Source organism: Rubinisphaera margarita (genome assembly GCF_022267515.1).
GTDB classification, from domain to species: Bacteria; Planctomycetota; Planctomycetia; order Planctomycetales; family Planctomycetaceae; genus Rubinisphaera; species Rubinisphaera margarita.
The window spans coordinates 25,423-50,969 of sequence record NZ_JAKFGB010000012.1 but is presented as its reverse complement, the minus strand read 5'-3'; the positions used below and the strand labels follow the sequence as shown (position 1 = coordinate 50,969).

Here is a 25,547-nt window from a genome sequence, read left to right as displayed (position 1 = left end):
TCCTGGAGCGAATCGCTCTACCATATGTCCGCAATTGTGCGGCTTGTTTCCCAGAACAGCCCAGGTGACGCGGATGGAACCGCGTCCCTGAGTCAACTGCTCCAGGCTTCTATTCGACGTACATGAATTCGTTCGTGTTCAACAGCAGTAGACAGAAATCGGTCAGCGCCCGGGTTTCTGGAGAAACATCAGCCGCCTTGGGATCGGCTTCGTAGCGTTCGAAGACCGGGAGAATCTCGGTGTACTTGAACGGCTCCCCGGAGAATTCCTCGACCAGCGATCGAGTAATCTCTGTCGGATACTCCACCGGTTCCGGCGAGATCCCTTCGTGATACTTCTGCATGTCGGTCACATAGGAAGTCATCCAGTCCTTCTCCTGAGTGGAAGCGTGCCGCCCGAAGACGAGCCGGAAAGCTCGATCGATCTGTTCAGCAATCGTCTCTTCTTCCCGCTGCAGTCGCAGAGCCAGAGCAATCGCCCGGTCGTTAATCATGTCGCTGTTGAGCAGCGTGAAGACCTGCGGCGTGACCGCAGCCGTTTCACGCAGTTCGCACGACTCGTTCGGATTCGGCTGGTTGAACAGCTCCATGAACGGGTCCGATTGACCGCGAACGTGATAGGCGTAAACAGTCCGTCGGTTGCGCAGTTCCGGAGTCGGCGACGGCTGGTAAGCCGGGGCGAGTGAGAACTGAATCATCCGAGGCTGCAGAGCCACTTCCATATTGATCTCCGGTTTGACCGGCAGTCCGCCATCGCAGTGTTCGAGTTCTCCGGTGATCGCCAGAATGCCATCGCGGAGTTCTTCGGCTGACAGTCGGCGGCGCGGGAAGTAGGACAACAACCGATTGTTCGGATCGGCTTCGGCCACCTTCTCGGCATCGACGGGAACGGTTCCACGGCGGTAGACATCGGAAAGCATGATCTCCCGATGCAGCCGCTTGAACGTCCAGCCATGATCGACAAAGTCGTCGGCCAGGAAATCGAGTAATTCCGGATGCGAGGGACGTGCGCCCTTCGCTCCAAAGTTATTGGAGTTGGCGGCAAGTCCGGTTCCGAAGTGGTTCTGCCAGATTCGGTTTACGATGGAACGCGTTGTGAGTGCGTTCTCCGGATTGGCAATCCAGCGGGCCAGATCGAGACGGCGTCCGTCTGCGGAACTGGTCGTCAGATACGGATCGGGTGCGGACACATTCACCGGAAGCCCCAGCACACTGAGTACGCCGGGAAGAACTTCATCGCCTGTGGCGGTGAGTGCGCCACCAGTCAGGATGTAGTTCACGAGCTTTTCTTTCGGCTGCGTCTTTCGGTCAATCCGCAGCTTCCGGGCTCCATTCCAGGCCATCGTCGCAGCTTCGGCGTTGTACACGCTCTGAGCCATCGGCTCGTAGCGTTCGAGACGCCGCGTCCAGATCCAGACATCCTGTTCGCGGACCTTAAGCTGCCCCTGCTCGACGTGGTCGAGACCGACGTGACGCGGCGGCTTCTCTTCATCCGGCAGGTCTTTCCGGGCATTTTCGTCCTTGTATGGCAGACCCCGCTCTTCAAACCAGACGCGAGCAGCGGCTTCCTGTTTGTCGATCAGCTTGTCGCGTTCCGACTTCGCGAAGTCGAGCATCCGCTGCACGTGAGCACGGCCTGCCTCGAACTCATCGGTATTCTCTTCCGGAAGCAACGGGACGGGACGCTCGGCCATATGCGTCGTCGAAAAGGCCGAGTACATCCGGTAGTAATCCCGGGTCGGAATCGGGTCAAACTTATGATCGTGACATTTGCAGCAACGGAGCGTTTGAGCGAGGAACGTCTGCCCGGTGATGTTGACGACGTCGTCGAGATAGATCTGACGAGCTTCGTCAGCCTCGATCATGGCGTTGTCCCACGGACCAAGGCGAAGGAACCCGGTCGCGACAATCATCTCCGCTTCTTCTGGCGTGTAGTCGCCATTGAGCTGCGTCTGATGAATCTCTTTGATCGATCCCCCCGTGCGTTCCCGCACCGATTGATCGGCCAGTTCATCTCCAGCCAGCTGCTCCACGATGAACTCGTTATACGGCTTGTCTTCATTGAACGCACGAATGACGTAATCACGATAGCGCCACATGTTGGAACGTTCGTAATCGTTCGACATTCCGCCGGTGTCGGCGTAGCGGGTCACATCGAGCCAGTGCCGGCCCCATCGTTCTCCGTACCGCGGACTGGCCAGCAGTCGATCGATCAGATCGGACCAGGCCTGCTCGGCATCCATATTCCAGGCGGTTTCGAACGCATCGACTTCTTCCGGCGTGGGAGGAAGACCGTGCAGATCGAACGTCGCGCGGCGAATCAATGCTCGCGGCGAAGCTTCTTCGGTCGGTTTGAGGTCAGCTTCGCTCAGCGACCGTTCGATGAAGATATCGATAGATTCGGCCAGATTATGGTCACCCGGCAGAAGGTCTTCGCGGTCCCGAACCGGCTCAAAAGCCCACAGGTCGTTCGGCTCGTAGCGACGGTTGGTCCATTCTTCCGATGTCCCGCCACTGGTGCGAACCATGCGGCCGTCTTCGTTCGACTCGACGTTCCATTCCGCTTCGCTGATCTTCTGACGCGTCGCTTCATCGGGCCACGGAGCGCCGGCTTTGATCCAGCGTTCAATGACGGCGATCTCTTCGTCAGTCAGACGATCATTCTCCTTCGGAGGCATCTCCCAGGATTCCCAGCGGAGAGCCGGCAGGAGCGTTCCCTCTTCCGGCTGACCGGGAATCACGGCTGCTTCGCCCGATTCCCCGCCCGAAAGCAGATGCTCGCGATCGAGCACGCTGAACTCCCCTTTGATGTCCGACGCATCGCCGCCGTGGCAGCCCTGACACTTCTGCTTGAGAAGCGGCAGGACCTTGAGCGTGAATTCACGTTCGGCAGCGGTATGCTCTTCGGCCACCGCTGTCGAGCAGATCAGTCCCGCCATGAGTGCGAGGCAGGACGCGAGTTTGAAGGATGATTTCGACATAAAACGAGTCTCCGGGAGTTTGGTGTCGTGTCCGGGGATCAGTTGATCGGTTCTGATTGTGCCTGGAATGTGTGCCAGAATTCTGCGACGTCAGGGTTTGCCGACGTCGTAGAGTTGCTGGATGTCCTGTTCGGAAAGTGGCTCGCTGAACAACATGAATTCGTCGAGCGAACCGTTCAGGTTCCGAATCGCAAATCGCGGTTGATTTCGGCTCGGCAGGCCCCAGTTACACAACGAGGCGTCGCCAATGTGAATCTTGTCGACCAGGTACTCTTCAGGAATCTCTTCACGGTTCAGGATCGAACCGTTCAGATAATGCGTGACCTGCTTCTGAGTTCCGTCGTAAACGGTGGCCAGCATCAGCCAGCGACCACTCAACGACGTGTCCCAGAATTTCGGTGAGTAGAAGATGTGTTTATCTTGCATGCCTTTTTCAAAAGGCGGCTCGTATTTTTTGACGGAAAAGAACAGGCGACCGTCGTCCATAATCTGCCAGTGTGGCTCGCCGAGTTCATGACCATCGGTCAGGAACAGCGAGTTGTACCAGCGGTCGAGGCTGTTGATCTTCACCCAGCAGATCATGGTCAGATTCTGATATTCGCCGGGAACATGAACCCGCACGCGGCTGCCAGCCGGACTGAAATCGAGGGCCTGGGCAGGACGTCCCCAACGATCCGCTGCCGGAGCAGCCGCCACGACCGCCCCTTCACTGGCCGGTTCCCGCGTCGCTTCAGCCAGATTCTCCAGCCGTCGGCGAGACGAGGACATCTGATAATGGGCGATCAGCTCGGGATCTTCAGCCAGTTCGCGAGTCGTTGCTTCCCACTGGGAAATACGCGTCTCGGCTCGATTCTTCAGCCGTTGTTGCAGCTCTTCGGGACCGACGAATCGGGAGGAATTCGCTGCGATCGGCACTTCGACACCGCCTGCCAGGCGAGTCGCATCCCCCTGCTCCAGACGTTGAGCCGGAAGACCGCGCGGATGCCAGTCAATTTCGCCATCGAGAACGTGGACTTCGGAGCCTTCGGCTGTCACATCGACGGCGAATTCAGTTCCGAGATCGACGACTTCGCCGGCGTCGGTCAGAACGCGGAAACCCTGAGCAGGCTCCGGAACTCGTGCCCGCACTTTGCCCTGTGTCACCAGGACTTCCATGGGAGACAGAATTGAGAAGCGGGCTTCGCCTTCGACAACCAGCGTGACGCCGCTGAACAGTTCGAACTGAGCCACCCCGCTCTGAAGATGCAGTTCGCCCGGCGGCACCATGCTTCCGTGAGCCAGAGTTGTCTCATCGGCCCAGATCGGATCGACCTGACCGGAGACAATCGCATATCCGGATGATTCCTGTTCTCGCTGCTCACCGGTTTCGCCCTGTGCCTCAGCGACTCGTGGCTGCCCGATAATCACGGGAGCATCCGGTCGCTGGGCAATCATGACAGCCAGGAGAGCGGCGCAAACCGAAGCCATTCCCGCAAAGGCCCACCGCCAGTGACGGACGGCGACTCGGGCCCGTGTTGTCGGAGTCGGAGCCTGCTGTTCGCCATTCTGTTCGCCGGCTTCTGCGGCGAGGAGCTGCGTCAGCAGAATGCGATCGTAGTATTCCTGCCGAGCTTCCGGATCGACGCTCAGTTCGGCTTCGAGACGGAGAAAGTCCGCTTCCGAAATCTGGCCTTCGAGAGCCGCGTCGATCAGTTGTCGGAGTTCTGTGTTCTTCATCAGGCAGTCCCCCACTTGCTGAGGCGACGTTTCATACATTCCAGAAGCGCGGTCCGCAGCCGATGCAGCGTCACTTTGAGTCCGCCGACACTCCGGCCGACGACTTCCGCGTATTCCGCCAACGTCGCAGAGCTGGCGTAACGACTCACGAGCAGTTCGCGATCTCGCGGACGCAATTCCTGCAGGCAGAGCCGCAGAGCTTCCTGACGTTCTTCAAGATCGTCTGTATCTTCGATCTCCGACGCGATGGTCTGTTCCAGCTCCTGGCTGAAGACGAACCGGGCGTCGCGAGCCTGTTGTTTGCGGTAGTTCAGGACTTCGTAGCGAGCGATGGCGAAGGCCCAGGCCTTGAAATTGGTGCCCGGCTCGAATTCGTCCCGCTTCTCCCAGATCTTGGCATTGGTTTGCTGAGCCACATCGCCCGCACCCGAATCGCCGGGAAGCAGCGACCGTATGTAAAGCGTCAGCGGCAACTGACACGCGGTCAGCTCGGCGACGAATTGGGCTTCAGGCTGGGAAGTGGGCTCGCTCATATGTGCATATTCCAGGATTAAGGCGGGGGTTAACAGAAATCCCATCAAAAGTCAGGAATACGTCGGGATCCTGACTTCCCGGCCCAAAGTCGCCAACTTGTGAATTGTTCACACAATGTTCAGGTCGGATTGATCCACTTGAAAGAATTCGTTCAATTCGCTCAGTAAATATCCGTAGCCAGGCAGGCTTTCGACGGATTGGCCCGACATTATATCGCGAAATGACGACATATTGATTACGCGACCAGCTTTCTTCGACTTCTCTCAACTGTGATTCTTCACCCTGCTGGGACGCGTATTGGCGAGTGTCTGCTGGTGGGCCCTGACACTCTACGCTGTTTCCTTTCTCCCTGTGCCCTGCCTCGTTTTCTCGGCCTCTGGCAGTGAAGCGGGAGGGGTCACTTTGCGGCTGCGATATGCATGAGCCGCTGATTCTATTCTACGAAGTCTACGAACGAGGTACTCCACCATGAAAACTCCCTTTCGCGTTCTCGTGATTGATGATGACACGTCCTGGCTCAAGGTGATGCAGTTGATGCTGCAGAAGCGGGGCAATGTTGAAATCACGACGGCAACGACTCTCGAAGAAGCTGTCCGCCTGATCGGCGAGAAGAATTTCGACTATGCGCTGACTGATGTGGAGCTGATTGGTGAAAGTCGCCGCCTGGAAAACGGATTGGAACTCATTTCCGCCATCGAACAGGCGGATCTGCATATTCCGGTCATCGCCGTAACAGGAAAAGGAGACGAGCAGTCCGCCATCGATGCCTTGCGCCGAGGTGCGACCAGTTACGTCTCGAAGATCAACATCCGCGTGCATCTGGGCGAAGCTCTCGACGCCGTCGAACACTCGATCTTCCGCAAGCAGAAGCAGGAAGTGCTGAAGACTCATCTGGAACACTGCGAATTCCGTTATCGGTTGCCGAGCGATACAAGCGTCGTCCCTTCTCTCATCGAAGAACTGAAGGCTTCTCTCATTCGTGGCTCTCAGATCGATCGCCGCACTCGCGGTCGCATTTTGATCGCCGTCGAAGAAGCAGTCCTGAACAGCATCATTCACGGAAACCTGGAGATCAGCTCCGACATCCGCAATGATTCGCTCGATGACTACTACGCGCTCATCGCCGAACGGTCGCGATCTACCGAGTATGGAGACCGCCACGTCCAGATCGAGTTCAAAATTACCGGCAGCCGGTTCGAAGCGGAACTGATTGACGAGGGTCCCGGCTTCGACTTTACCGCGGTCGCTGATCCTCGCGAGGAAGAGAATCTGTCGATCCCAAGCGGCCGAGGTTTGTTATTGATCCGCGAGTTCATGGACATGTGCGTCTTCTCCGACGGCGGACGGCGGCTTTCTCTCTGCAAGATGACGTCGCCCGACGCCAGCCGGATGAAGCGGTCTCCCAGCGAGGCTGTCCACAGCTGACTCGAACTCGCTCAGGTCAGTCCTAACATTGCTGCAGGAGAGTTCCCATGGACGAATACGGTCCCCTCGCAAATTCGTCAACAAGTTCGCGACGTGAGTTTCTGCGTGGAAGTTCTGCCGCTGTGGCCTCCTGGTTGATTTCTCCGCCGGCGGTGCATGCCTCGAAGAACGATTTTGTTCTCCGCGTGCTCGGAACGGACGTCACACTGCGCGAAGATATACGGCGTCAAGCGGAGAAGGATCTCGGCTTCAGGATTCGCTTCGAGCCGGGCGGCAGCGCGACGGTTCTGCAGAAAGCCTCGATGCGTCCCGAGACATTCGACGTCTACGAACAATGGTCGAACAGCATCAATATTCTCTGGCAGGCCAATGCCATCCAGCCGATCTCCAAAGACCGCATTGCTCGCTGGAACGAGATTAACTCGCTGACCAAATCAGGCAAACTCACACCCGACATGCCAATCGGAGCCGGGGATGCTCCTCACAAACTCCTTCATGTTCAGGCGGACGATTCTCTCGGAGCAGACGACTCCCCGCAGATCAGCTTCGTTCCTTATGTTCATAACGTCGACTCATTCGGATACAACACTTCGATCGTGCCTCAGGGCATTCCTTACGAAACCGAAAGTTGGGGCTGGCTACTCGACAATCGGTTCCATGGGCGTGTCGGTGTCGTCAACGAGCCAGCCATTGGAATCTTCGATCTGGCTCTTGCTGCTCAGTCGCGACGTCTGATTGAGTTTGCCGACATTGGCAATCTCACCCGCATCGAAGTCGACCAGCTGTTCGAAATCCTGATGGATTACAAACTGCGGGGTCACTTCAGTGGACTCTGGAACTCGGTGCCTCAGTCGGTCAGCTTCATGAAGAGCGGCCGGGTGGTCATTGAGAGCATGTTCTCCCCAGCGGCATCGACGCTGAATGGCCTTGGCATCCCGGTTACGTACGCGGCTCCGCGGGAAGGATATCGAGGCTGGCATGGTGTGCTCTGCCTGTCTTCCAAGACAAGCGGGCGAGCCAAAGATGCCGCCTACGCCTACATGAACTGGTGGCTCGAAGGCTGGGCCGGTGCTTACATGGCTCGGCAGGGCTATTACATCGCCATCCCCGAACGGGCCCGGGATTACCTTTCGCCCGGAGAATGGTCTTACTGGTACGAGGGAAAACCAGCACCTCATCATTTGACCGATGCCGATGGCCGCATTGCCGTGCGGGCGGGCGCAGCTCGCACGGGTGGATCTTATCTGAACCGATTCAGCCGGGTCGCGGTCTGGAATACGGTCATGGATTCCTACGAGTACAGCCTCGTTCGCTGGTACGAACTCCTGACGACCTGATAAGGAACGCGGACTGATGTCGATTGCTGATTACTGCCGCATTCCGGACTGGAGTGTCCGTTCGAAGATTACCTTCGGATTCTCCGTCGTCCTCGTTCTCCACATTTCCATCGCCTGCCTGAGCCATTACGGGATGTGCCGAGCTCAGCAGGACTGGACGGAACATGAAACAATTCGCCGGGAAGGAGAGATGTTCAACGACATCGACCTCCTCCTGCGTTCCCTCCAGCGGGAAGTCCTGCTGTTCGCCTTCACCGGTTACGAAGGCCCGGAACACCGCGCCATCGACATTCAGAATGAGATCGAGAGCAAGCTGACTCAGGCGATGGAGACGAACTCGCACAGTGACTCCGAAGCACTCGCTCAGATGATGATCCATCTCTCGACACATCAGGAACTGTTCAATTCCGTCATCGTCGATCGCGCCCGCCGCAAGCATCTGCTGCTTACGCGGCTGCCGGAATGCGAAGAACGGATTCGGCAGAAACTCGACACACTTCGCGTCGCCACCACCCAGCAGACAATGATCTCTCGCATCGACACGGCGTTCGCGAACGCTCAGCTGCAAACAATGCGGTATATTCACTCGCCCGATTCGTCCATGGTCCGAGCCACAACGGCTCAACTCGAAGAATCACGAGACATGCTCAATGGCATGATTATCAGCTCAGCGGTAAGCGAAACGGCTGTCGAAGAGGCCCGGCAGGCATTGGATGAGTACGAATCGGTCATGCTGCAAATGGTGCAGGCGACACGTGGGTACCTGCATCTGGTCAATGTTGTTCTCGCCGGAGAACTGGTCGAGTTTGGACGATTCACCAACGAAGTCCGCAGCGAGCAGGCCGCTCAGATCGGCGTACTCGCGGCGGAAATGGCCAACGCAACGGAGAAGTTCAAGTGGTCGAGCAACCTGTTCTCAGTCATCACAATCGTGATGGGCCTGGCGGCTTCGTGGCTCATCACCCGCGATATCGTTCCGCCCCTGAATAATCTGACGAGCACGTTTTCCGCGCTGGCCCGCGGGGAATCCCGTGCGCTCATTCCCGCCGGCGGTCGCAACGATGAACTGGGCAGCCTGTCGAAAGCCGCTCTGGTCTTTAATCAGAAAGCCGCCGAGACCCGGGCCCTGCTTCAGGAATCGCAGGAGGCTCGAGACAAACTGGACGATTTGAATCGGCAGCTCAATGCCAAGTCGGAAGATGCCGAACGCCTCGCTCAGCAAGCGACCGCGGCTACACAGGCTAAGAGCGATTTCCTGGCGAATATGAGCCATGAAATCCGCACGCCAATGACCGCGATCATTGGATACTCTGAGATTCTTGCCGAACAGTCGGCTGATCAAAGCCAGACATCGGCTCTGACGGCAATTCGCCGCAACGCCATGCATTTGCTCACGGTCATCAACGACATTCTCGATCTCTCCAAGGTCGAAGCAGGTAAACTCGATCTGGATATCGGAAAGCACAACCCCAGTCTGTTCATCCAGGATGCAGTCGAACTGATCCGCGGACAGGCGGAAGCCAAGAATCTCGCGGTGATCGTCGAGTTTGACGGAACGTTTCCTGAATCGATTGAGACCGATCCGACTCGTCTGCGACAGATCCTTATCAATCTGTTGAGCAATGCCATCAAGTTCACGGCATCGGGTTCAATTCGAATCCGCGCCACATTGAGCCGTCAGCCGGAGTCCAACTGGCTTTGCGTCGATGTCGCCGACACGGGCATCGGAATGTCGCTAGCTGAAGTCGGCGAGCTCTTCCAGCCTTTTTCCCAAGCCGACTCCTCCACAACTCGACGGTTCGGCGGTACGGGGCTGGGACTGACGGTCAGCAGAAAACTGGCGGAGATCCTCGGCGGATCACTGGAACTGGTGGAAACTCAGAAGGGCGTCGGTTCACGCTTTCAGCTCAAAATCCCGGTCGGGGATCTCTCCCGAGTCCCCCTGAATGTCGTCTCGAACACGCATCTCTCGGAGAATTCCGAACAAAAGAAAGAAGACCTGAGAGGCTATCGAGTGCTTCTCGTCGAAGATGGACCAGACAATCAACAACTGATCTCCTTCATCCTGCGGAAGGTCGAAGCCGAGGTCGAGATCGTCTCCGACGGGCTGGCCGCTATTCGCAGCGTGATGTCGGCCCCCAAACCGTTTGACTGCATCCTCATGGACATGCAGATGCCCGTGATGAGCGGCTATGAGGCAGTCCGTCTGTTGCGGGAGAAGTCCTACGACGGTCGGATCATCGCCCTGACCGCCAATGCGATGGCCGGCGAGGAACAAAAGTGCCGCGAAGCGGGTTGCGATGAGTTCGCCACCAAGCCGATCGACCGCAAAGTGCTGGTCCAAATGATTCGACGACTCGTTGCCAAAGCGGCTGTCGACTGGAACTGAGCGTACAACTCACGAAGTTCCCTCAGATCCCAATGCGAAGCTGCAGCTTCACGGCCCTTTCAACAACCCTCACTCAGGACCTAACGTCTCATCAATCGCGATACGGTCAAGCGACGACACCAACTCACTCCCGCGATGATGCCCCTTCCCCACCAGCGATGAACTCCACAGCAGCGCTCAAACTGCGGCGGCCAACAGTCTGTCTTACGGCGTTGTCTTCTTCCGGGAGCCTTTCCTCGAAGTCCCGTCCTCTGCCAGCGGCCAGAACGGACTGGGGACATGAGACTCGGCCATGATCTCCGCCATTCTGCGGACCACGTCCGGATGACCAGCCGACACATCGTTCGTTTCGCCGGGATCGGTTTGGAGATCGTACAACGCGATCGGCATCTCCGTTCCTTTTCGCAGTCCCTTCCAGTGCCCCATGCGGACCGCCTGCTGGGATTCTCTCGAAAACTCCCAGTAAAGATGCTCGCGGGGTTTCTGCTCCTTTCCGAGAAGCGTTGGCAGAACCGAGATGCCATCGAGATGAGCGGGCTGCGGGGCATCGGCAAGATCACACAGAGTCGGAAACACGTCCCGCATGTCCCAGACGAAATCGCTCGTCACGCCGGCTGGCGTGTGTCCCGGCCAGCGGACCGCCATCGCTGCGCGAATCCCGCCCTCGTCCAGCGTTCGCTTAATTCCCTGGAACGGTCCATTCGAGTTCAGATCTTTGAGGAACGGCGTGTTCGGACCATTGTCGGAGGTAAAGAAGACAATCGTGTCGTCGTCGAGTTGGAGTTCGTCCAGCAGATCCAGAATCCTGCCGACGGTCATATCGGCCCGGGTAATCATCGCGGCGTAATTGCGGACCGTTTCTTTCCACGGTTTGTCCCGGTACGGATCCAACGCGGGATCGTCGTCAGGAATTGTGTACGCCCCATGCGGCAGGCAATACGGGAGATACAGGAAGAAAGGTTGATCCCTGTTCTCGCGAATGAAGCGAAGCGTGTCCTCCTCGAAGATGTAATGGGAATAGCGTTCGCCCGTCGGCATCCGTTCGCCATCGTTCCAGAGCCAGTCGGTGTAATGATCGTGAGCGTGAACCTGATCGAGATAGCCGAGGAAATGATCGAAACCCTGCTTATCTGGGGATCCCGGGAAGCCCGGATTCCCCAGCCCCCATTTTCCGATTCCGCCGGTGACATAGCCGGCCTCCTGCAGCACTTCGGCGACAGTCAGGTCTTCATCCTTCAGAAAGACGAGGCCGTTCAGATCGGTCTGATCGAGAGCCGCACTTGCCCGATTGTTCCGACGGCGGCAATGCCCGGTATGCAGGCCGGTCATCAACACACAACGGGTCGGAGCACAGACAGCCGAGCCCGAGTAGTGGTCGGTGAAACGCATCCCTTCCCGACACATTCGATCAAACGTCGGCGTCTGGACATGTTCTGAGCCCATCGCCCCGAAGTCGCCGTAGCCGGCATCATCGATCATCACATAAATGATGTTCGGCCGCCGCTCTTCCGCCGGGCAGATCGCAGTCAGCACAAACAAAGCCAGAACAGCGTGAACGCAATGCGGCATAACAGCTTCCCCCCCAAACGACACGGCACGAATCCAGACGTTACTCGAAGGTCAACACGACGCGATCCATCATCGGACGCGACTTATTTTCGGTCGTATCGGTGAGGCGGAATTCAAACTGAAACGCGTGCCCGGGCGGCAACTTCTCAAGGTCGATCGAGGCGGCGGTCTTATCGATCTGCTTGGCGAAGCCTTCTCGCTGCCGATAGGTCTCACGCACTTCGGTCCAGTCGGTCCATTGGTCGATCGCCCCATCGTTATCGGTGTCGACCCCGACGCGAGCCTCGACCGATTCCACCCAGGGGCCGGGGCTGACATAGTCGGTCTTCATTTGTGTGGCGAGGTAGAACTGACCTTCCGCGAAGCAGATATCGGGATCGGGATGTCCCTGGCCGATGTGGTCGCAGAACGTGAAGGGCTGATTGATGTCCGATGACGTGAACCAGCAGGCGCTCATGTGCCCATCAACCGGATCGTAGTCGCCGAACAGGTAGTACTGCCCGCCAATCGAGATCGCGGCCCAGTCTCCGAAGGCTTCCTGTTCCGGCTCGTGGATCTCGTACTCGGCTACGTTCGTCTTGAAACGCTCCGGATGTTCTTTCACCCAGTGTGGATGCTTGTAGGTTCCCGTCTCGCCCGTCGGCTTCGTTCGCAGATCGACGGCCGGGTCAAGAATTTTGAAGCTGTCGATTCCGTTCGGACTGACGGCATGAGTCGCCAGCGGAGAATCCCACGAATGTCGCTGAGCGTTGATCGGATCCCAGTTCTCGACAATCAGATGGAACTTCCCGTCCAGATCGCGGATGACGCCGCAGTCGGAGCCATGCGAAGGATCGTCGAACGCCATGCCGTGGTTGACGCCGGGACGGCCATCCGTCAGGTCCTCATCGACATAGACATGAGGATCCTGGTCGTTCGGAAAGTCGTAGTAAATGTAGGCCTTGCCGTCCGCATACTCAGCAGTGGTTGACCATGCCGAGAACTTCTCAGTCACCGGCCCGTGATGAACCCAGTGAACCATGTCCCGACTCTGCCAGGCATGATACCCGCCGAGCCGCGGCTGCAGTCCGCCCGGAGCATCGAACTGATTCGGAAACGGTGTCGTGACCAGCGGAACATTGAAGCCTTCGAGCGTCGCCGGTTCCCCTTTGAAGTTCTTCGGTTTCTTGCCGCCGTAGCGGCCGAACATCCAGTAGTTGTCCGGGCCGATGCTCAGCAGGATCGGTGCATCACCGAGATTACTCGGTCCCAGATTCTCGATCGGCTCCCAGTTCTGCCACAACGGCGACTGAGCGAAGACAATCGACTTCGCGGAACGTTTCTCCGAAAACTGCTTGAGCACGCTTGAGAACGTAGCCTTCTTCTCGCTGGAGGAAGCAACCCCGCTTTCAATCGTCAGCTGTTGTTTCTTCCCGGTGGCCGCTTCCCATTCGGCCTGAGAATCGATCGCCCATTCCTCCGCGCCGACTGACGCGATCGCCCCCAACATCAACGTCACGACAACACAGACTCGCACCGACATGGAATGGATCTCCTCAAAGCGCTTCGCAACCCACAGGCATTCTGAACGACAAGGTTCAAGTAGCTTGCGCGACCTTGCGGCGGGAAACAACCCTGAGCAGACCCGCGGCGGCGGGGCCGAACCGCCGCCGGTTGCGGAATCTGAAGCTTTCCACCCCTCCTCTTACTGGAGTTCCTTTAGTTCCGCGACGATCTTTTTTCCTTCCAGTCGCTGCCGATAATCGGGATCACTGTGGGCGAAACGAATCGTTCCGGAGTCACCGACGATGAACACAGCAGGGACGGGCAGCGCGTGATGACTTCGACCAGAGGCCTTCTCCAAATCGATGCCGAACTTCTCGTATCGTGTGAGGGTGGCATCGTCGACCTGAAACGCCAGGCCGAATGCCGAAGCGGCCTTCACGTCGGAGTCCGAGTAGAGTTCAAACGGGATGCCCAGATTCTCTTCATTCTCAGAGGAAAGCTCAGCGGTATCGGGACTGATCGCGATGACTTTGCCCCCCTGTTCGACGATCTCGGGATGAATCTTGATGAGATCAGCGAAGTGACGGGTGCAGATGGGACACCAGCTGCCGCGGAAGAACACGATGACGGTTGGACCGTCGTCAACGAGCGAACGCAGCGAGACACTTTCTCCCGATCCATTCTGAACAGTGACATCGGGCACCTTTTCGCCCGCCTTCAGCGGTTTGGTCGCCTCGGCATCCCCCGCGATTGTAATCTGCTCGGCCCACCCCACACTGGCGAATCCACAGACTGCCGCAAACAGAGCGATCACCATCAACTGACATCGAATCATCACAATACTCTCCCGGGTCAACGTGCTGGAGAACAGGGAGGACGAACTTCCCCGCGAGCCTTCCGCGAAGAATCCCCCCACGTTCCTGCATTTTAGCCGCCCACTCACGAAAGCCACGGTCTCGAACAGGATACGCTACGATAGCTCGTTGCCTCGCCTGCAGCGACACTCGTTGTTTTGCAGAGTTCGTCACTGAAAAAGGCGGTCTTCTCCGCCCCGATCGAAAACGGGGGTGTCGGGTGTGATGGCCGTCAGGCTGTAACCCAACTCCGTCAAAATCTCCCGAAGCGTCCTGAACGAGCCGAACGACTCTGGCCAGAGGGTCAGCGAGATCGTCCAGCTGGAAGACGGAAATCGGCGCAACTGGCTCTGCAGGAGCGCCCTGGCCCGAGCGCGGTCGGCGAGATCGATTCCAGCCGTGGGACGAACCTGAACTTCGTAATACTGGTCTTCGTCTTCGGTGATTACGTAGTCTCTGAGATTAGGAACGCTGTTCCCCCGTGTAAGTTGATCGGGATCGTGCCGGAAAAATACACGGTTAAACCGGATCGAGAGCTGCAAAGATCGCCGCGCGTACTCTCTCTGAGCACGCGGGAGCGATACCGATTGTTCCTCCACCGCGGCAGAGAGTTCTTTCTCCATCTCCCGCACGTCGACCTTCAACTCGTCAAGTAACTCGGCTGATGTCCTGAGCGACTTCTCGGTCTCGTCAATTGCGATCACCGTCTCCGCGTTCTTCTCACGTAATTCCTGAGACCGATTTTCCAGATCAAAGTTCTGTTCCGACAAGTCCTCCAGATCTTCCAGTCGCTGTTGCAGGTCATCGGGAACATACCTGGACAGGAACTCCAGTTGTTGAAGTCGAGCCAGCTGCAATCGATCGAGTTCGGTTCTGGCGAGGCGCAGGTCTTCTTGCAGCAGTTCGATCTCCCGGGGATCAATCTCGACTTCTCTACTCGCGGATACGTCTTCGCTGTTCTGCAGTAAAAGCACAACGAGCAAAGAGATGAAAACGATACCGCCGAACATGTTGCAGATCGTATCGAGCAGGAGATCGAGACCATCGCCCTCACGTGCTTTGCGTCTTCTGGACGTCATCATCTCTCCTCGGCTATCTGAGAATCACGTGCTCTTCTGCGACGTATTCGACTCCGAATTCGATGTCCAGTTGATCGCCCTTCGTCAACAACGGTTCGTTAAATTCCCGGCCAGCAGGTCGAATGATGAACAGGACATAACGCACACGCGGGGTAATCTCGGCGAGGCGTTGTCGGAATCCCGAGAATGTCGCCTCACTCTCACTCACCCAATCGTCGACCGAGATCTCAATCGTCGGCTCAGGTGAGTTCATCGGAGTTAAGTGGAGCCCTTGCCCGTGGACATCGCAGAGCCACGCCTGGGCGGGATTGATGCCGCGAGGCACCAGATACTTCGCCGAATTGCCGCTCGCCAGCTGGTTCATTTGACGCTCGATCGCTGCCTGCTGCTGTCTGAGCAGGGCCACTTCTCGTTCTCGCTCATCGAGAATCTTTCGTGCTTCCGACTGTCCCTCCTGCTGTTCCGTCAGCTGTTCTCCAACCTGTTCCAAAGTGTGGATCTGCGCGTCCAGTGAGTTGAGTCGAGTACGTTCGGAACTCAGCTGATCATTCAACACCGATTCCGGGTTCCTGATGGCGCGGTCAATTGCCTCGCTATCGTGAGACAGGTCCTGCTCAATACGTTCCAGTTGTGTTGAAAGCGACTCCATCTCAGTATCCAGTTCCATCTTCAGTGTTTCAAAAGTCTGCTGAAGCTGGCTCGTTGACTTCTGATTAACAAGTTCCAGAACCAGCAGCAGGACGATCAGAATCAGAATACCGGTAACGGACATAATGATGTCCTGGAACGCGAACAGCGAGATCCCGAGTTCGTTTCCGCGTCTTCCTCGGGCCATTACTGTTGCTCATCGAACGGTAAGAGTCGTAAACGAGAGACAATGTGTCTGGTGCAGTATTCATTGCAATCGTCGAGAAAATCCTGCTCCTTCTTTTTGTTCCAGACAATCATCAGCTGCACGACCAGAGCGGCGAGCAGCCCCTGAAGCGTCGTCTCAAAGGCTGTCGCCAGACCAGAGGTCACCCCCTGCAGCTTCTCTTTAATGACGCTCAAATCGCTGGCCGCCTGCAGCACACTTCCGAATTCGCCGATTGCGGCCGAGAGACCGAGAACCGTTCCAATAAATCCGAGCACGGGGATCGCCCAGACAAATGCCGAGACGATCAGATAAGACGATTCCATCGACGCCTCATCATGCTCGGCCTGTGTCTTGAAGATCTCCGCGACATCTCCGACCCGTCCAAGATTCTGCAGGTTCGACAACGCATACGAGATGCGATTGAAGAGCATGAAATAACGGGGATCATCAACCGCATGGGAAACCTGGTCCTGCACGTGAGCAGCCGAGTGCGGAGACAGGACGAAATCACTGTCGTCGGGGACAATTGGAATCGCGAGAGTCTTTCGCTGCAGCCGAAGCTTCGCGGACTTGAACGCGAGAATGACCGTAGCCCATGCCGTGAAGAAAACAATCGCGACGGAAACAGGCAGACTGCCGCTGCGGAAAAACGACTGCCCGAAGGGATAGTCCCGGAATGGATAGAGGCTGGCATAGACGGCTGCCGTGAGCAGTCCGGCCAGCAGTCCGGACAACAGGTAGTTCACCTGAGTGTATCGCCCGCCGGAAAAGCCGATCCGCTGCTCCGGGTCTGAGAGCGACCACGCGATCATCTCCGTCATAAGTAACTTTCTTCCAGGGAGGTCAAATCGTTGAGTCGACGGAGTCTATCGCCACGTCAGTTTGCCCGGTCCGATCACCCGATCGAGCTCATCGCGCATCTGGGCCACCGAGAACGCGATGAATACGGGGGCGTCGTGAATCAGCAGCAGAGTATTGATGCCGATGACCGTTCCGGCAGACGGACCAGATCGGAAGACAAGCGGTCCACCCGAGTTGCCCTGCCGAATGGCGGCTGTATGCTGAATGTTGTAAATCTCTCCTGCCTCCTTCTGCACAACGCTGACTTCCCCTGGAGTCTGGACGTAGTCGAACGCGCTCGATTTGAAGACGGTTCGGTGATCGTCGTTCCCAAACAGCTTCTCGGGGAGAGACGATCTGGTGGCCCGGCTGGCGAGCAGAGCGGCTTCATCGGCGGTCACAGCGTATCGAGACGTACCGGGGAATCCCAAAGCGATCACCTGTGTACTTTTCGGCGGAACAGATTCCGCAGAGAGTGCGAAGTACGCCTGATTCGTCGGCGGATCCTCGATCTTCAGGATCGCCATGTCGTACTTGCGACTGATATGCTCGATCGTCGCAGATCGCGAAACCTCTCCGAAATACACGTTGATCTTCGGGACGATGCTTCCGATCGTTTGCGCAGTTACCTCCCGGATCAGTCCTCGGAACTCGTCCTGCTCGTCAGAAGAATCCGTCGTCACACTTGCTTCATCGAAAATCGTGTCGGCCAGTCTGAGCACCCGTCCTTCCTCGGAGGCATCCACCCATTCCTTGTGATCTTCGACCACATGTCGATTGGTAATCGCGTATCCGTCGCGAGTGACCATGAAACAGGTGCCGGTGCTGAAGGGCCGCTCATGTCGCTCGCCCGTTTTCTGAAGAATCTCCGCATAGCAGACCACCATCCCCGTGGCGGCACGCACCTGCTGTTGAGTCGTATCGTTCGCCAGATCCATGGAACGAATCTCGCCCGCAGGACTCATCAGCCTGGCCAGATCGGGCGCCCCCTGACTTTGGGAGTACCAGACACCAAAGCCGGTCGCGCCGGCTGCAGCCGCCACGAATAGAGCGATCAAGGCAGCAGGAAGAGCCAGGGATCGTTTCTCCGAAACCTCTTCCGGAAACACTTCTCGAGCTTCGATCCAATCCGGCAGCCCTTTGTGCCAGACCAGTGCGGTCGCGGCTATTCGTCCGCTCCGCAGGTGCTCACGCAGCTCCAGTTCCTTCACTGGCCCCAGTCGCTGCTGGTCGAGAACGTAGTGCCACTCCACGGACTCGGTCGTCGCCTTCTCCGGTTCTGGCTGCGGTGCGGCTTGCTTTCGCTCACCGAAGATCGCTGTCAGTTCAGCAGCCGACTGCCAGCTCGTGCCATCCTCCGACACCTGATGCAGCTTGCTGAACTGGCCGCGCGAACTCATCTGCCGCAACTGGGAAAGACTAAACGGCCCCCGAGTGCGCCCTCGTAGTCGAATCAGATAGCTTTTGTCGGCAGAACTCATGGAATGTCTCAACTGTGCTTAGGTAACCGAAAGGACGGGATCCACAGCGTTTCAACTCAGGGACTGGGATAGGCGAAGACGAGACGACATGGACAGAACTCGTATTTCAAACTGTCATCAGGTACGACCGCTTCACCATTTCGAGCATGGCCAATCTGCCGAAGAACGGCTTCCGCTCCATCGGTCTCGCCAAGTCGGCAGATTGCCAGATTCCACGTTCCGGCCGGAGGAACATCGATGTCCAGCACGGGTTCTCCGTCGTCATCCCGCGTCATCCAGCCAATCGCTCGATAGGGACGGTTCAGGATCTCCGCAAGAGACGTGAAACGATCTTCCGATGACTTCCAGACGTCTTTCAGGGCTTCTGTGACGCGTAACTTATCGACGTACTCTTCAGCTTTCTTGCGGCGTTGCAGCACATCGGCGTCTTCCGGATCGGGCCACTGAGTCAACAGATTGACCTGTTGCGATACGCCTGTCTGTTCGCTCGTGTATGCGACGAATGGCTGATGCGTGGGCAATGTCAGGCTTCCTTCTTTGGCCTGCATTTGAAGGATCATCAGCAGTCGCAAGCGGAGGATCGGATCGACCGTCTTCGCCTCCAGGACCGCTTGCGTCATGTCCCGGAACGTTGTTTCCCAGTTGTTAAATTCGAGTTGATCCAGCTGAGACGACAGTGTCTCGGCGAGCTCCTGCTGAGGCGCCGGCTCCGCATCTCGATTCACGAGCTGGCTGGCGCTGAACCGGACCAGTTGAGGCTGGCGATCCTGCCGGTACCCGCTGATCTCCACAATCTGCTTCTCGGTGAACGTCCGAGAGTCGGTGATGTAATACGGCCAATCCAGATTCTTGACTCGGACCGCGTACAGATTCTTCATCGCGAAGTCATCGATGGCCGCCAGTCGCACTCTCTCCACCAGGCTTCCCGAGTTCCCATGTCGCTTCTCGAGGATTGCGAGCACCGCGGCATAATCCTTCACCGGCCCCAGCAATGGGGACTGAGGATAGCTCTTCAGATAGTCCGCAACGTCCTGACTGCGTTCCGCAATTTGATCAGCAGAAGTCGGAAACAGTTTCTCGGCCGGTTCGGAAAAACGCCGGCGGTATTCTTCGATCGCTGCCCAGGCCGACTTCTCCTGAACGACTCGCTCCAGTTCTTTCAGGGCGTTCTCTTCCTTCGTCACCATCTGAAGCTGGCCGAGAAGTTCCCCGTAGAGGTCCGTCATGAGTCGCGTGCCCGCGAAGCTTTCGCGCGAGGCGTCCGCCATCTCCGCAAGCAGTTTTTTCCGGCGGATCTGACGATAAACCTCGCCTGTCAGTTCGTTGGCCTGTGTCATCAGCAGCTGGGACTGATCGCGGATCTGCGGATTCATTCCCGCAGCTTCCTGCTCAATAATCCTGAGTGCATCCTTGAGTCGCTGAATCTGAGTCTCAAACGTTCGTTCTTCCAGTTCGGCGACCCGGGCGTTGAGCTGATCCAACTGATTGCTTTGAGCTTCCAGACGCTGAAACAGAGCGGCTTCTCGCTCCTTCAGACGCAATCCCCGCTCGCTGCTCAAATTGCGAAACGACAGCTCCATCCGGTCGACCAGCTGCTGAATGACCGGCTGCTCTTCGATAATCGTTTGAGCGCGACCGCGAATCTCTCGAAAGGTCTTCTCGTCGTTGTCGGGAACGGCACTGGCTTCCTGCAGTGTGGTGTCGAGTCGGCGGCTTCGCTCGTCGATTGTCGACTGCAATTCATTGACAGCATTGACCGCGTCCAACCATTCCGGCGAGCCCTCCCATCGGCCGGTGAATTTCGTCAGCAACGCGGTGGCAGGTTCAACTTCCCCCTGTGTCACAAACCGATCGATTCGCGCGAGCACGTCGCCGCGAAAACTGCGTTCATTCGCCTGCAGCACGACGACGGTGACCAGGCTGACCACAGCGATCGTCGCCAGACTCGAGCCGGTAATAACCAGGAGACGATGACGGCGTCGGCGCAGATTCAGACTGGCAATGCGGCTCTGCAGCCGATTATCGATCGTCTTCGGCACCGGACGCTCGAATCGGTCGAGTTCGTCGCTCATCCGTTCCAGGGCGAGCAGATCGGCGTCGTTACGTTCCAACAACGATTCCGCTTTAGCCAGAGTCCGGTTCCAGTCTGCCTCTTCGGCTTCGCGTGCCGCTGACTGCTCGCACCACGAGAGAGCCGGGATGGCTGCAATCGCGAGCGGATCGTCATCGGCCAACTCAGCGGCCGGCCAGTTCTCCTGCCATTGGGCATAGGCCGATCGCGCCCTGGCGAAATTCATTTCCGCAAACGCGACCTGCAAGATGGTCTCGGCTTCCTGAAGCGCCTGCCGCGCCTCATCCCGACGGGCGGTCTGCTGCAGTTCTCGAACCAGGACCTGCACTTTTCTCGGAACCGGAGTTTGCCACTGCGCTCCGTCGATCTCGTCCCGCAATTCCGAGAGTGCAGCAGCGGAAGGCGATCTCTTGAGCTTTCGCAGTTCCTCGAACATCTGCACGTGCCGAGCTTTCTCGTACTCCAGAATGTCCTCTTCCCAGAATTCGGTCGTCGGGTCGTCCACGGCGAGATTCCGGAGAATGGCCAGTCGCTTCGACAAGGGGGCCCGTTGCAGGGCCAGCCGTCGGTGCAGCCGCAGCAGTTTCTCAAGCGGGCCATGCTCTTCATAGGCGGAGTCGAGCATCAGAGCGGCATCATTCAGCATCGGCTCCGGACGCGGCAGTTCCAGGAACTCGCAGACGTCGCTCCAAGCCTTCTGCTCCTCTTCTGACAGACTGTCGACGACGCCCACGGCTTCCAGCAGCCGAGGCTCGGACTCCGCTTCGCGAATCGCCTCGCTCCGCAATCCCTGCCGCAGAAACTCGCCACACTGCCGCAGCCGATGATTCAACTGCCGCGACAGCTCCGCATACTCCCGCGCCAGCGTCTTCGTTTCCGGCGTCGCATCAAACTGCTCGCTCATGATCGTCAACCGGACCTGATCAACGAGCATCTGAATTTGTTGGAGGGTGTGTGTTTGTGCCATCGCGATTCCCCGTTGCACTTATCGCTGATTGATTACTCGGAAACGTTAAGAATAGGAACCATCAACAATCGATCCTGATATTCTGCCGGAAGTTCATACACAGTTGCGATAGAAAACCCGCCAAGCGTCGCATCGTTAATTTCTTTCTTTCTTACATCCGCCTCTTTGAACATGCTCATCAGGTCTATTCGGTCCTTCAGATATTTTTCGACATCATCCTTAGTCACCTGATTGCCTGCTTCATCCTTCCCGAAGACGGTCTCCTCGCTCTGACCGGACTTCAACCTCGCAGATGCGAGCGATCGTACTTTTCCCGAGACAATCCTGAGGGCAGAAAAATCGTCTCGGAAAGCAGGAGCATTTTCGGGATCCAGCAATTTCCGATCATTATGAGAAATATCGGACGCATTGGTTAACTGTAGCGCGTGCTGAATCCGCAACCATTGCTCCTGTAGTTCATCAGAAGCACGCTTTGCTATCTGATTCTTCTCCAACACCTTTTCAAGAAGTGGCTTCGCGTCAAACGACAGCGCCCTAACCGCAAAACTTTCGTCGGTGTAGTTCCCGTCTGTTTGAGAATCGTTTAATACAAAGGAAAGTACCCCTGGATTGAATGGTCCATTGACGAACTTCAGAGTTCGAGAATTCGTAAATTCAAATTCAAACAGATCGTTGCCGACGGCGAGCTTTGGGTTACCGACCACGACTACGGACAAGGCTTTGGTTAACCGTTCAAATTGGGCGCTCCCCTCGGCTGTGCGAGGAATCTTTATCCGCACCGCCATTAATGACTCTTCCGAGGGGACAAGGTCTCCTCGTTGGGCCTCAATCGGGCGATGGAACGGTACCGCGAACGCCTTGGCCGTATACTTTGCTAAGAATATTGCCCCGTATATTGCCCCTGCATGTTCCTGCGAATACGGATTTACAACTATTTGCCGAAGATGGTTATCGGTCACGAGTGCCGAAACAGTTGCTATTGATGTCCCGTCGAATAAGACCTCCGTTCCAAGGCTATCGAACGTAGTCATTTTCGTAGTCGCGCGATCTTCAACGAGCTTCTTTGTAAGCGGTAGTTCTTCGAGAAGAAAGGGATGGAATAAGCTCGTTTCAGCCTCTGTGGGCACAGTGGACTGGTGTTTGGGAATGAGAAGTCTGACCGACGAAAGTTGTCCTCCATTCGCATCCCACTGATCGAGCAGGACCAGCTTGTTCTCTTGTGCCTGCAGCATCGCAATCGACGCAGGTGGGTATTCAATCGTCGGAACAGGACGACGTTCCTGTTTATTCTTCTTATCTTTTCGCTTGTTAACTTCTCCAACTGATGTCAACACGGGCTCGGGAGTTGTAGTCTCAGATGATTTAACAGTATGAGGCACTTCCTGTTTAGCCGGCCGCGTTGGCGGTCCCGTCGACTCCGACGCAGCATCAGGCTTGGGATCTTTATGTAGAGCCGCCTGCTTGGTTGGACGGTCAATGGTGCTGTTGTCAGCAACCGCCTTCTTCTCCGATTCTGCAAGTATCGTGGCAGACGACGTAGAAGCTGGGCTTTCACTCTTCAGAAAATACACCAGCGAAGCCGCCGTACCCCCGCCGAACAGCAGGCAACATGCGACCACGATCAACACCAGTCGTCCGAAACCTGCATCGGACTTTTTCGCGCGGCGTCTGACCGGGGGTGGCATTGCAGAGATGCTGTCGGCTGGCGAACGTTGCGGGGATTTCAGAGACGTCCGGCCTTCGGCGAGATCGTCTTCGGAGAGGGACATCGTCACCGGCGTATCGGCGGCAGCAGCCGCTGCGGTCGGGGCTGCGGCGGGAGCCTTTTTGCCCGTCCGAGCGAGCGTGACGAGATCCCCCATCTCCGGAGCCGCTCCCAACGCTTTCGTCAGATCAATTCTTAACGCGTGGACGAAACGCTTACTGAGGTGCTCTTCCTGCGATCCGGCGATGACGCCCGTCCAGAGACACTCGACGGTGGCCGGCAACGCGGCTCCGTAAGTACTGAACGTGACATCCCACCGCTGCGAAACCGGCAACAGAGCCAGAGCTTCTTCAAACAGTACGAGGACATCGGTTCCCGGTTGATAGATCAGAAAGACCTTGCGCTGCGGATCGGCCAGGAAGGACTCGGCCAGCACGCCGGCCCAGCCGGCATCGCCCACTGTTCTTCGCCATGCTTCACATTTGCCGGCTGCTCGCGGCGTCGACGGCGCCGAACGGACCGTGTTCAGAACGGTGACCTTGCCGTCCCATTGGTCCGTCATCCAGCCCGGTTGCTGAAGCAGCCAGGCGGGACCAGCAGAAATCGAATCTGGCGTATCAATGACCATGTGATGGCCAAGTTTATTCGAACGTCCCGTGTGATCGAGCGGGCAATCGGAGACGCGGGACAACACATGTTCTGGTCGCCCCTGCACCCTCAAAAGGTAATGCCCGTAGTTCACGGGATTGTTAGCGGCTTCCGGCGTTCCGGCCGTGAAGATGTGCCGATAACCGCTCAGCGACTCAAGCAGATCCACAGTCGGTGCGGGAATGCCTCGACTGCTCTGGACCGTGCAGTAACCGCTGCTGCCGGGACGCAACCCCGCGGGAGCCGATGTGTAGACCAGTTCGTAGATCATCGTTCAGAGTTCTCCGTGCCGAACAAATCAGTTACCGGGATACTTTGGGAATCATTCCGGCCGAACTGATGGCCAGCGAATAGATGAAGGGAACTTCTGCCCAGAACGACTGCAGATCGCCCGGCCGCACAGCCTGGAGCCCCGACCGCGGATTGACGTGCGTCTTGGCGCCGGTGGCACTGACAGGGATATAGCAGGCGTGATCGGTGAAGCTTTCCACTGCCGAAACAATCTCCGGTGTCGTACTGGCGAGGAGATTGCGAACCTTTGCCGAAACAGATTTCACCAACCCGGTATCAAGCGCATTCAACCTGGCGATAGAACCATCGCTCAGCTTCTTGTTCGCCTCGACCACAGCCGACTGGTTCATCAGGTCTCCATCGATCAGCTTCGCCCAGCGATCGCACTTTGTGACGACGACAATGACCGGCCGGGGATACTTCTCGCGTGAGGCGAGACCGGAATAGCGGCGAATTCGATTCGCGGCTTCCTGAAAAACCGCCTCCTGCGATCCCAGATGTGATTTGTCGATCAGCCCTTCGCCGAGGTCGGACTCAAGACAACGGAATCGGCTGTCCTGCAACGGGTCATACACAAAGAACAGCACCCGCGATTCTGCCAAATGGCGAGTGACCGGAGAGGCGGACTTGTCCATGCCCGGCAGGAACGATTCGCCGGCGTTATCGTACAGACAGATAACGCGGCCCGTGCCACGCCGTTCGGGATTGGGATGATTCTGCTGGACCTGCATGGTGAAGGCATACGGACGCAGATAGTTCACCGACTGCGATCCAAAGTTCACCGCGGCGTAGCCGTATTCGTCGCCGACTTCCTGAGTCTTCCGGATGAGTTCCCCCAGTTCCTGAATCTCGTACGGATTACTGTTGGCATACATCTGCCGTTCGCTGTCCTTCAACCGTACATTCAGGCTGGCATCTGCGTCCGTAAATGAGGCGAAGAACTGCATCGGCAGCACGTGACGGAGCCGGCTCGCCATCGCTGCCAGAAAATAGCTCTTACCGCTGCCGGGGCTGCCGAGAACCGAGAGAACAAGAGACTGCAGTTCCAGCATCGGCCGCGGGATCTCGAGGTGGCAGTTCGGACATGCGAGACGGTGACATGGAAAGCCGCGAGGATCGATCGCTTCGGCCTGAGGGGAGAATCGGCTGGGCAGGAACCTCATTTGCGCGTTAGGAACGCGATTGTCTGCTCCGAACAGGTCCTGGTGCTCGCTCACCCAGAGGATGTCTTCGGGGTGGAACTTGTGCCAGCACTGCGGACAGATGACGCGGTGCAACATTGAGGGGGCAGATGCCTGAGTCGTTGACATGGCGGCTACA

Annotated in this window: 16 protein-coding genes; 3 read left to right on the top strand and 13 right to left on the bottom strand. The window is 57.3% G+C overall.

Going from position 1 to position 25,547, the window contains the following annotated elements; translation table 11 throughout:
* Positions 1-109: 109 nt before the first annotated feature.
* From L1A08_RS08795 to L1A08_RS08785, 3 genes are all read right to left on the bottom strand, one after another.
* The gene (locus tag L1A08_RS08795) at positions 110-2,980 is read right to left on the bottom strand and encodes a PSD1 and planctomycete cytochrome C domain-containing protein (RefSeq protein ID WP_238755964.1); all 2,871 of its coding nucleotides are present in this window, start codon (positions 2,978-2,980) and stop codon (positions 110-112) included.
* A 90-nt stretch (positions 2,981-3,070) separates the two neighbouring features.
* Positions 3,071-4,696, bottom strand: coding sequence for a LamG-like jellyroll fold domain-containing protein (locus L1A08_RS08790; RefSeq protein WP_238755963.1), 1,626 nt, complete (start codon positions 4,694-4,696; stop codon positions 3,071-3,073).
* Positions 4,696-5,229, bottom strand: a complete 534-nt coding sequence (locus L1A08_RS08785) for a sigma-70 family RNA polymerase sigma factor (RefSeq protein WP_238755962.1) — start codon at positions 5,227-5,229, stop codon at positions 4,696-4,698. Before L1A08_RS08785 ends, L1A08_RS08790 begins: the two co-directional genes overlap by 1 nt.
* 469 nt (positions 5,230-5,698) lie before the next feature.
* Here L1A08_RS08785 and L1A08_RS08780 point away from each other — a divergent pair, with 469 nt between their 5' ends.
* From L1A08_RS08780 to L1A08_RS08770, 3 genes are read left to right on the top strand one after another with little or no spacing between them, the layout of a single operon-like run.
* A complete protein-coding gene (locus L1A08_RS08780) occupies positions 5,699-6,655 on the top strand; it encodes a response regulator (RefSeq protein ID WP_238755961.1) in 957 nt (318 codons plus the stop codon).
* 47 nt (positions 6,656-6,702) lie between these two features.
* Positions 6,703-7,992: an ABC transporter substrate-binding protein gene (locus L1A08_RS08775; RefSeq protein ID WP_238755960.1), complete on the top strand. Its 1,290-nt coding sequence runs from the start codon at positions 6,703-6,705 to the stop codon at positions 7,990-7,992.
* A 16-nt stretch (positions 7,993-8,008) separates the two neighbouring features.
* Entirely contained in the window at positions 8,009-10,381 is a 2,373-nt protein-coding gene (locus tag L1A08_RS08770; protein ID WP_238755959.1) for an ATP-binding protein, read from the top strand.
* A gap of 204 nt (positions 10,382-10,585) precedes the next feature.
* Here L1A08_RS08770 and L1A08_RS08765 read toward each other — a convergent pair whose 3' ends face one another.
* The 10 genes from L1A08_RS08765 to L1A08_RS08720 all read right to left on the bottom strand — a co-directional run bounded on the left by L1A08_RS08765 (position 10,586) and on the right by L1A08_RS08720 (position 25,537).
* Complete coding sequence (locus tag L1A08_RS08765) at positions 10,586-11,950, bottom strand: arylsulfatase (protein ID WP_238755958.1); 1,365 nt, start codon at positions 11,948-11,950, stop codon at positions 10,586-10,588.
* 40 nt (positions 11,951-11,990) lie between these two features.
* Positions 11,991-13,439, bottom strand: coding sequence for a hypothetical protein (locus L1A08_RS08760; protein ID WP_390896870.1), 1,449 nt, complete (start codon positions 13,437-13,439; stop codon positions 11,991-11,993).
* Positions 13,440-13,634: 195 nt separating this feature from the next.
* Positions 13,635-14,270, bottom strand: a complete 636-nt coding sequence (locus L1A08_RS08755) for a peroxiredoxin-like family protein (RefSeq protein WP_238756715.1) — start codon at positions 14,268-14,270, stop codon at positions 13,635-13,637.
* 189 nt (positions 14,271-14,459) lie between these two features.
* A complete protein-coding gene (locus L1A08_RS08750) occupies positions 14,460-15,368 on the bottom strand; it encodes a hypothetical protein (RefSeq protein ID WP_238755956.1) in 909 nt (302 codons plus the stop codon).
* Between the two features lie 13 nt (positions 15,369-15,381).
* Entirely contained in the window at positions 15,382-16,203 is an 822-nt protein-coding gene (locus tag L1A08_RS08745; protein WP_238755955.1) for a hypothetical protein, read from the bottom strand.
* On the bottom strand, positions 16,203-17,045 hold the full coding sequence (locus L1A08_RS08740) for a MotA/TolQ/ExbB proton channel family protein (protein WP_238755954.1): 843 nt from the start codon (positions 17,043-17,045) through the stop codon (positions 16,203-16,205). The genes L1A08_RS08745 and L1A08_RS08740 overlap by 1 nt, the downstream gene beginning before the upstream one ends.
* A 45-nt stretch (positions 17,046-17,090) precedes the next feature.
* On the bottom strand, positions 17,091-18,464 hold the full coding sequence (locus L1A08_RS08735) for a GYF domain-containing protein (protein WP_238755953.1): 1,374 nt from the start codon (positions 18,462-18,464) through the stop codon (positions 17,091-17,093).
* A 137-nt stretch (positions 18,465-18,601) separates the two neighbouring features.
* Positions 18,602-21,583 carry a hypothetical protein gene (locus L1A08_RS08730; RefSeq protein WP_238755952.1) on the bottom strand — a complete coding sequence of 994 codons (2,982 nt, stop codon included), beginning with the start codon at positions 21,581-21,583 and terminating at the stop codon, positions 18,602-18,604.
* Between the two features lie 32 nt (positions 21,584-21,615).
* Positions 21,616-24,207 (bottom strand): GAP1-N2 domain-containing protein, encoded by a 2,592-nt coding sequence (locus tag L1A08_RS08725; protein WP_238755951.1) that lies wholly within the window; start codon positions 24,205-24,207, stop codon positions 21,616-21,618.
* Between the two features lie 31 nt (positions 24,208-24,238).
* Positions 24,239-25,537: a hypothetical protein gene (locus tag L1A08_RS08720; protein ID WP_238755950.1), complete on the bottom strand. Its 1,299-nt coding sequence runs from the start codon at positions 25,535-25,537 to the stop codon at positions 24,239-24,241.
* Positions 25,538-25,547 lie beyond the last annotated feature (10 nt).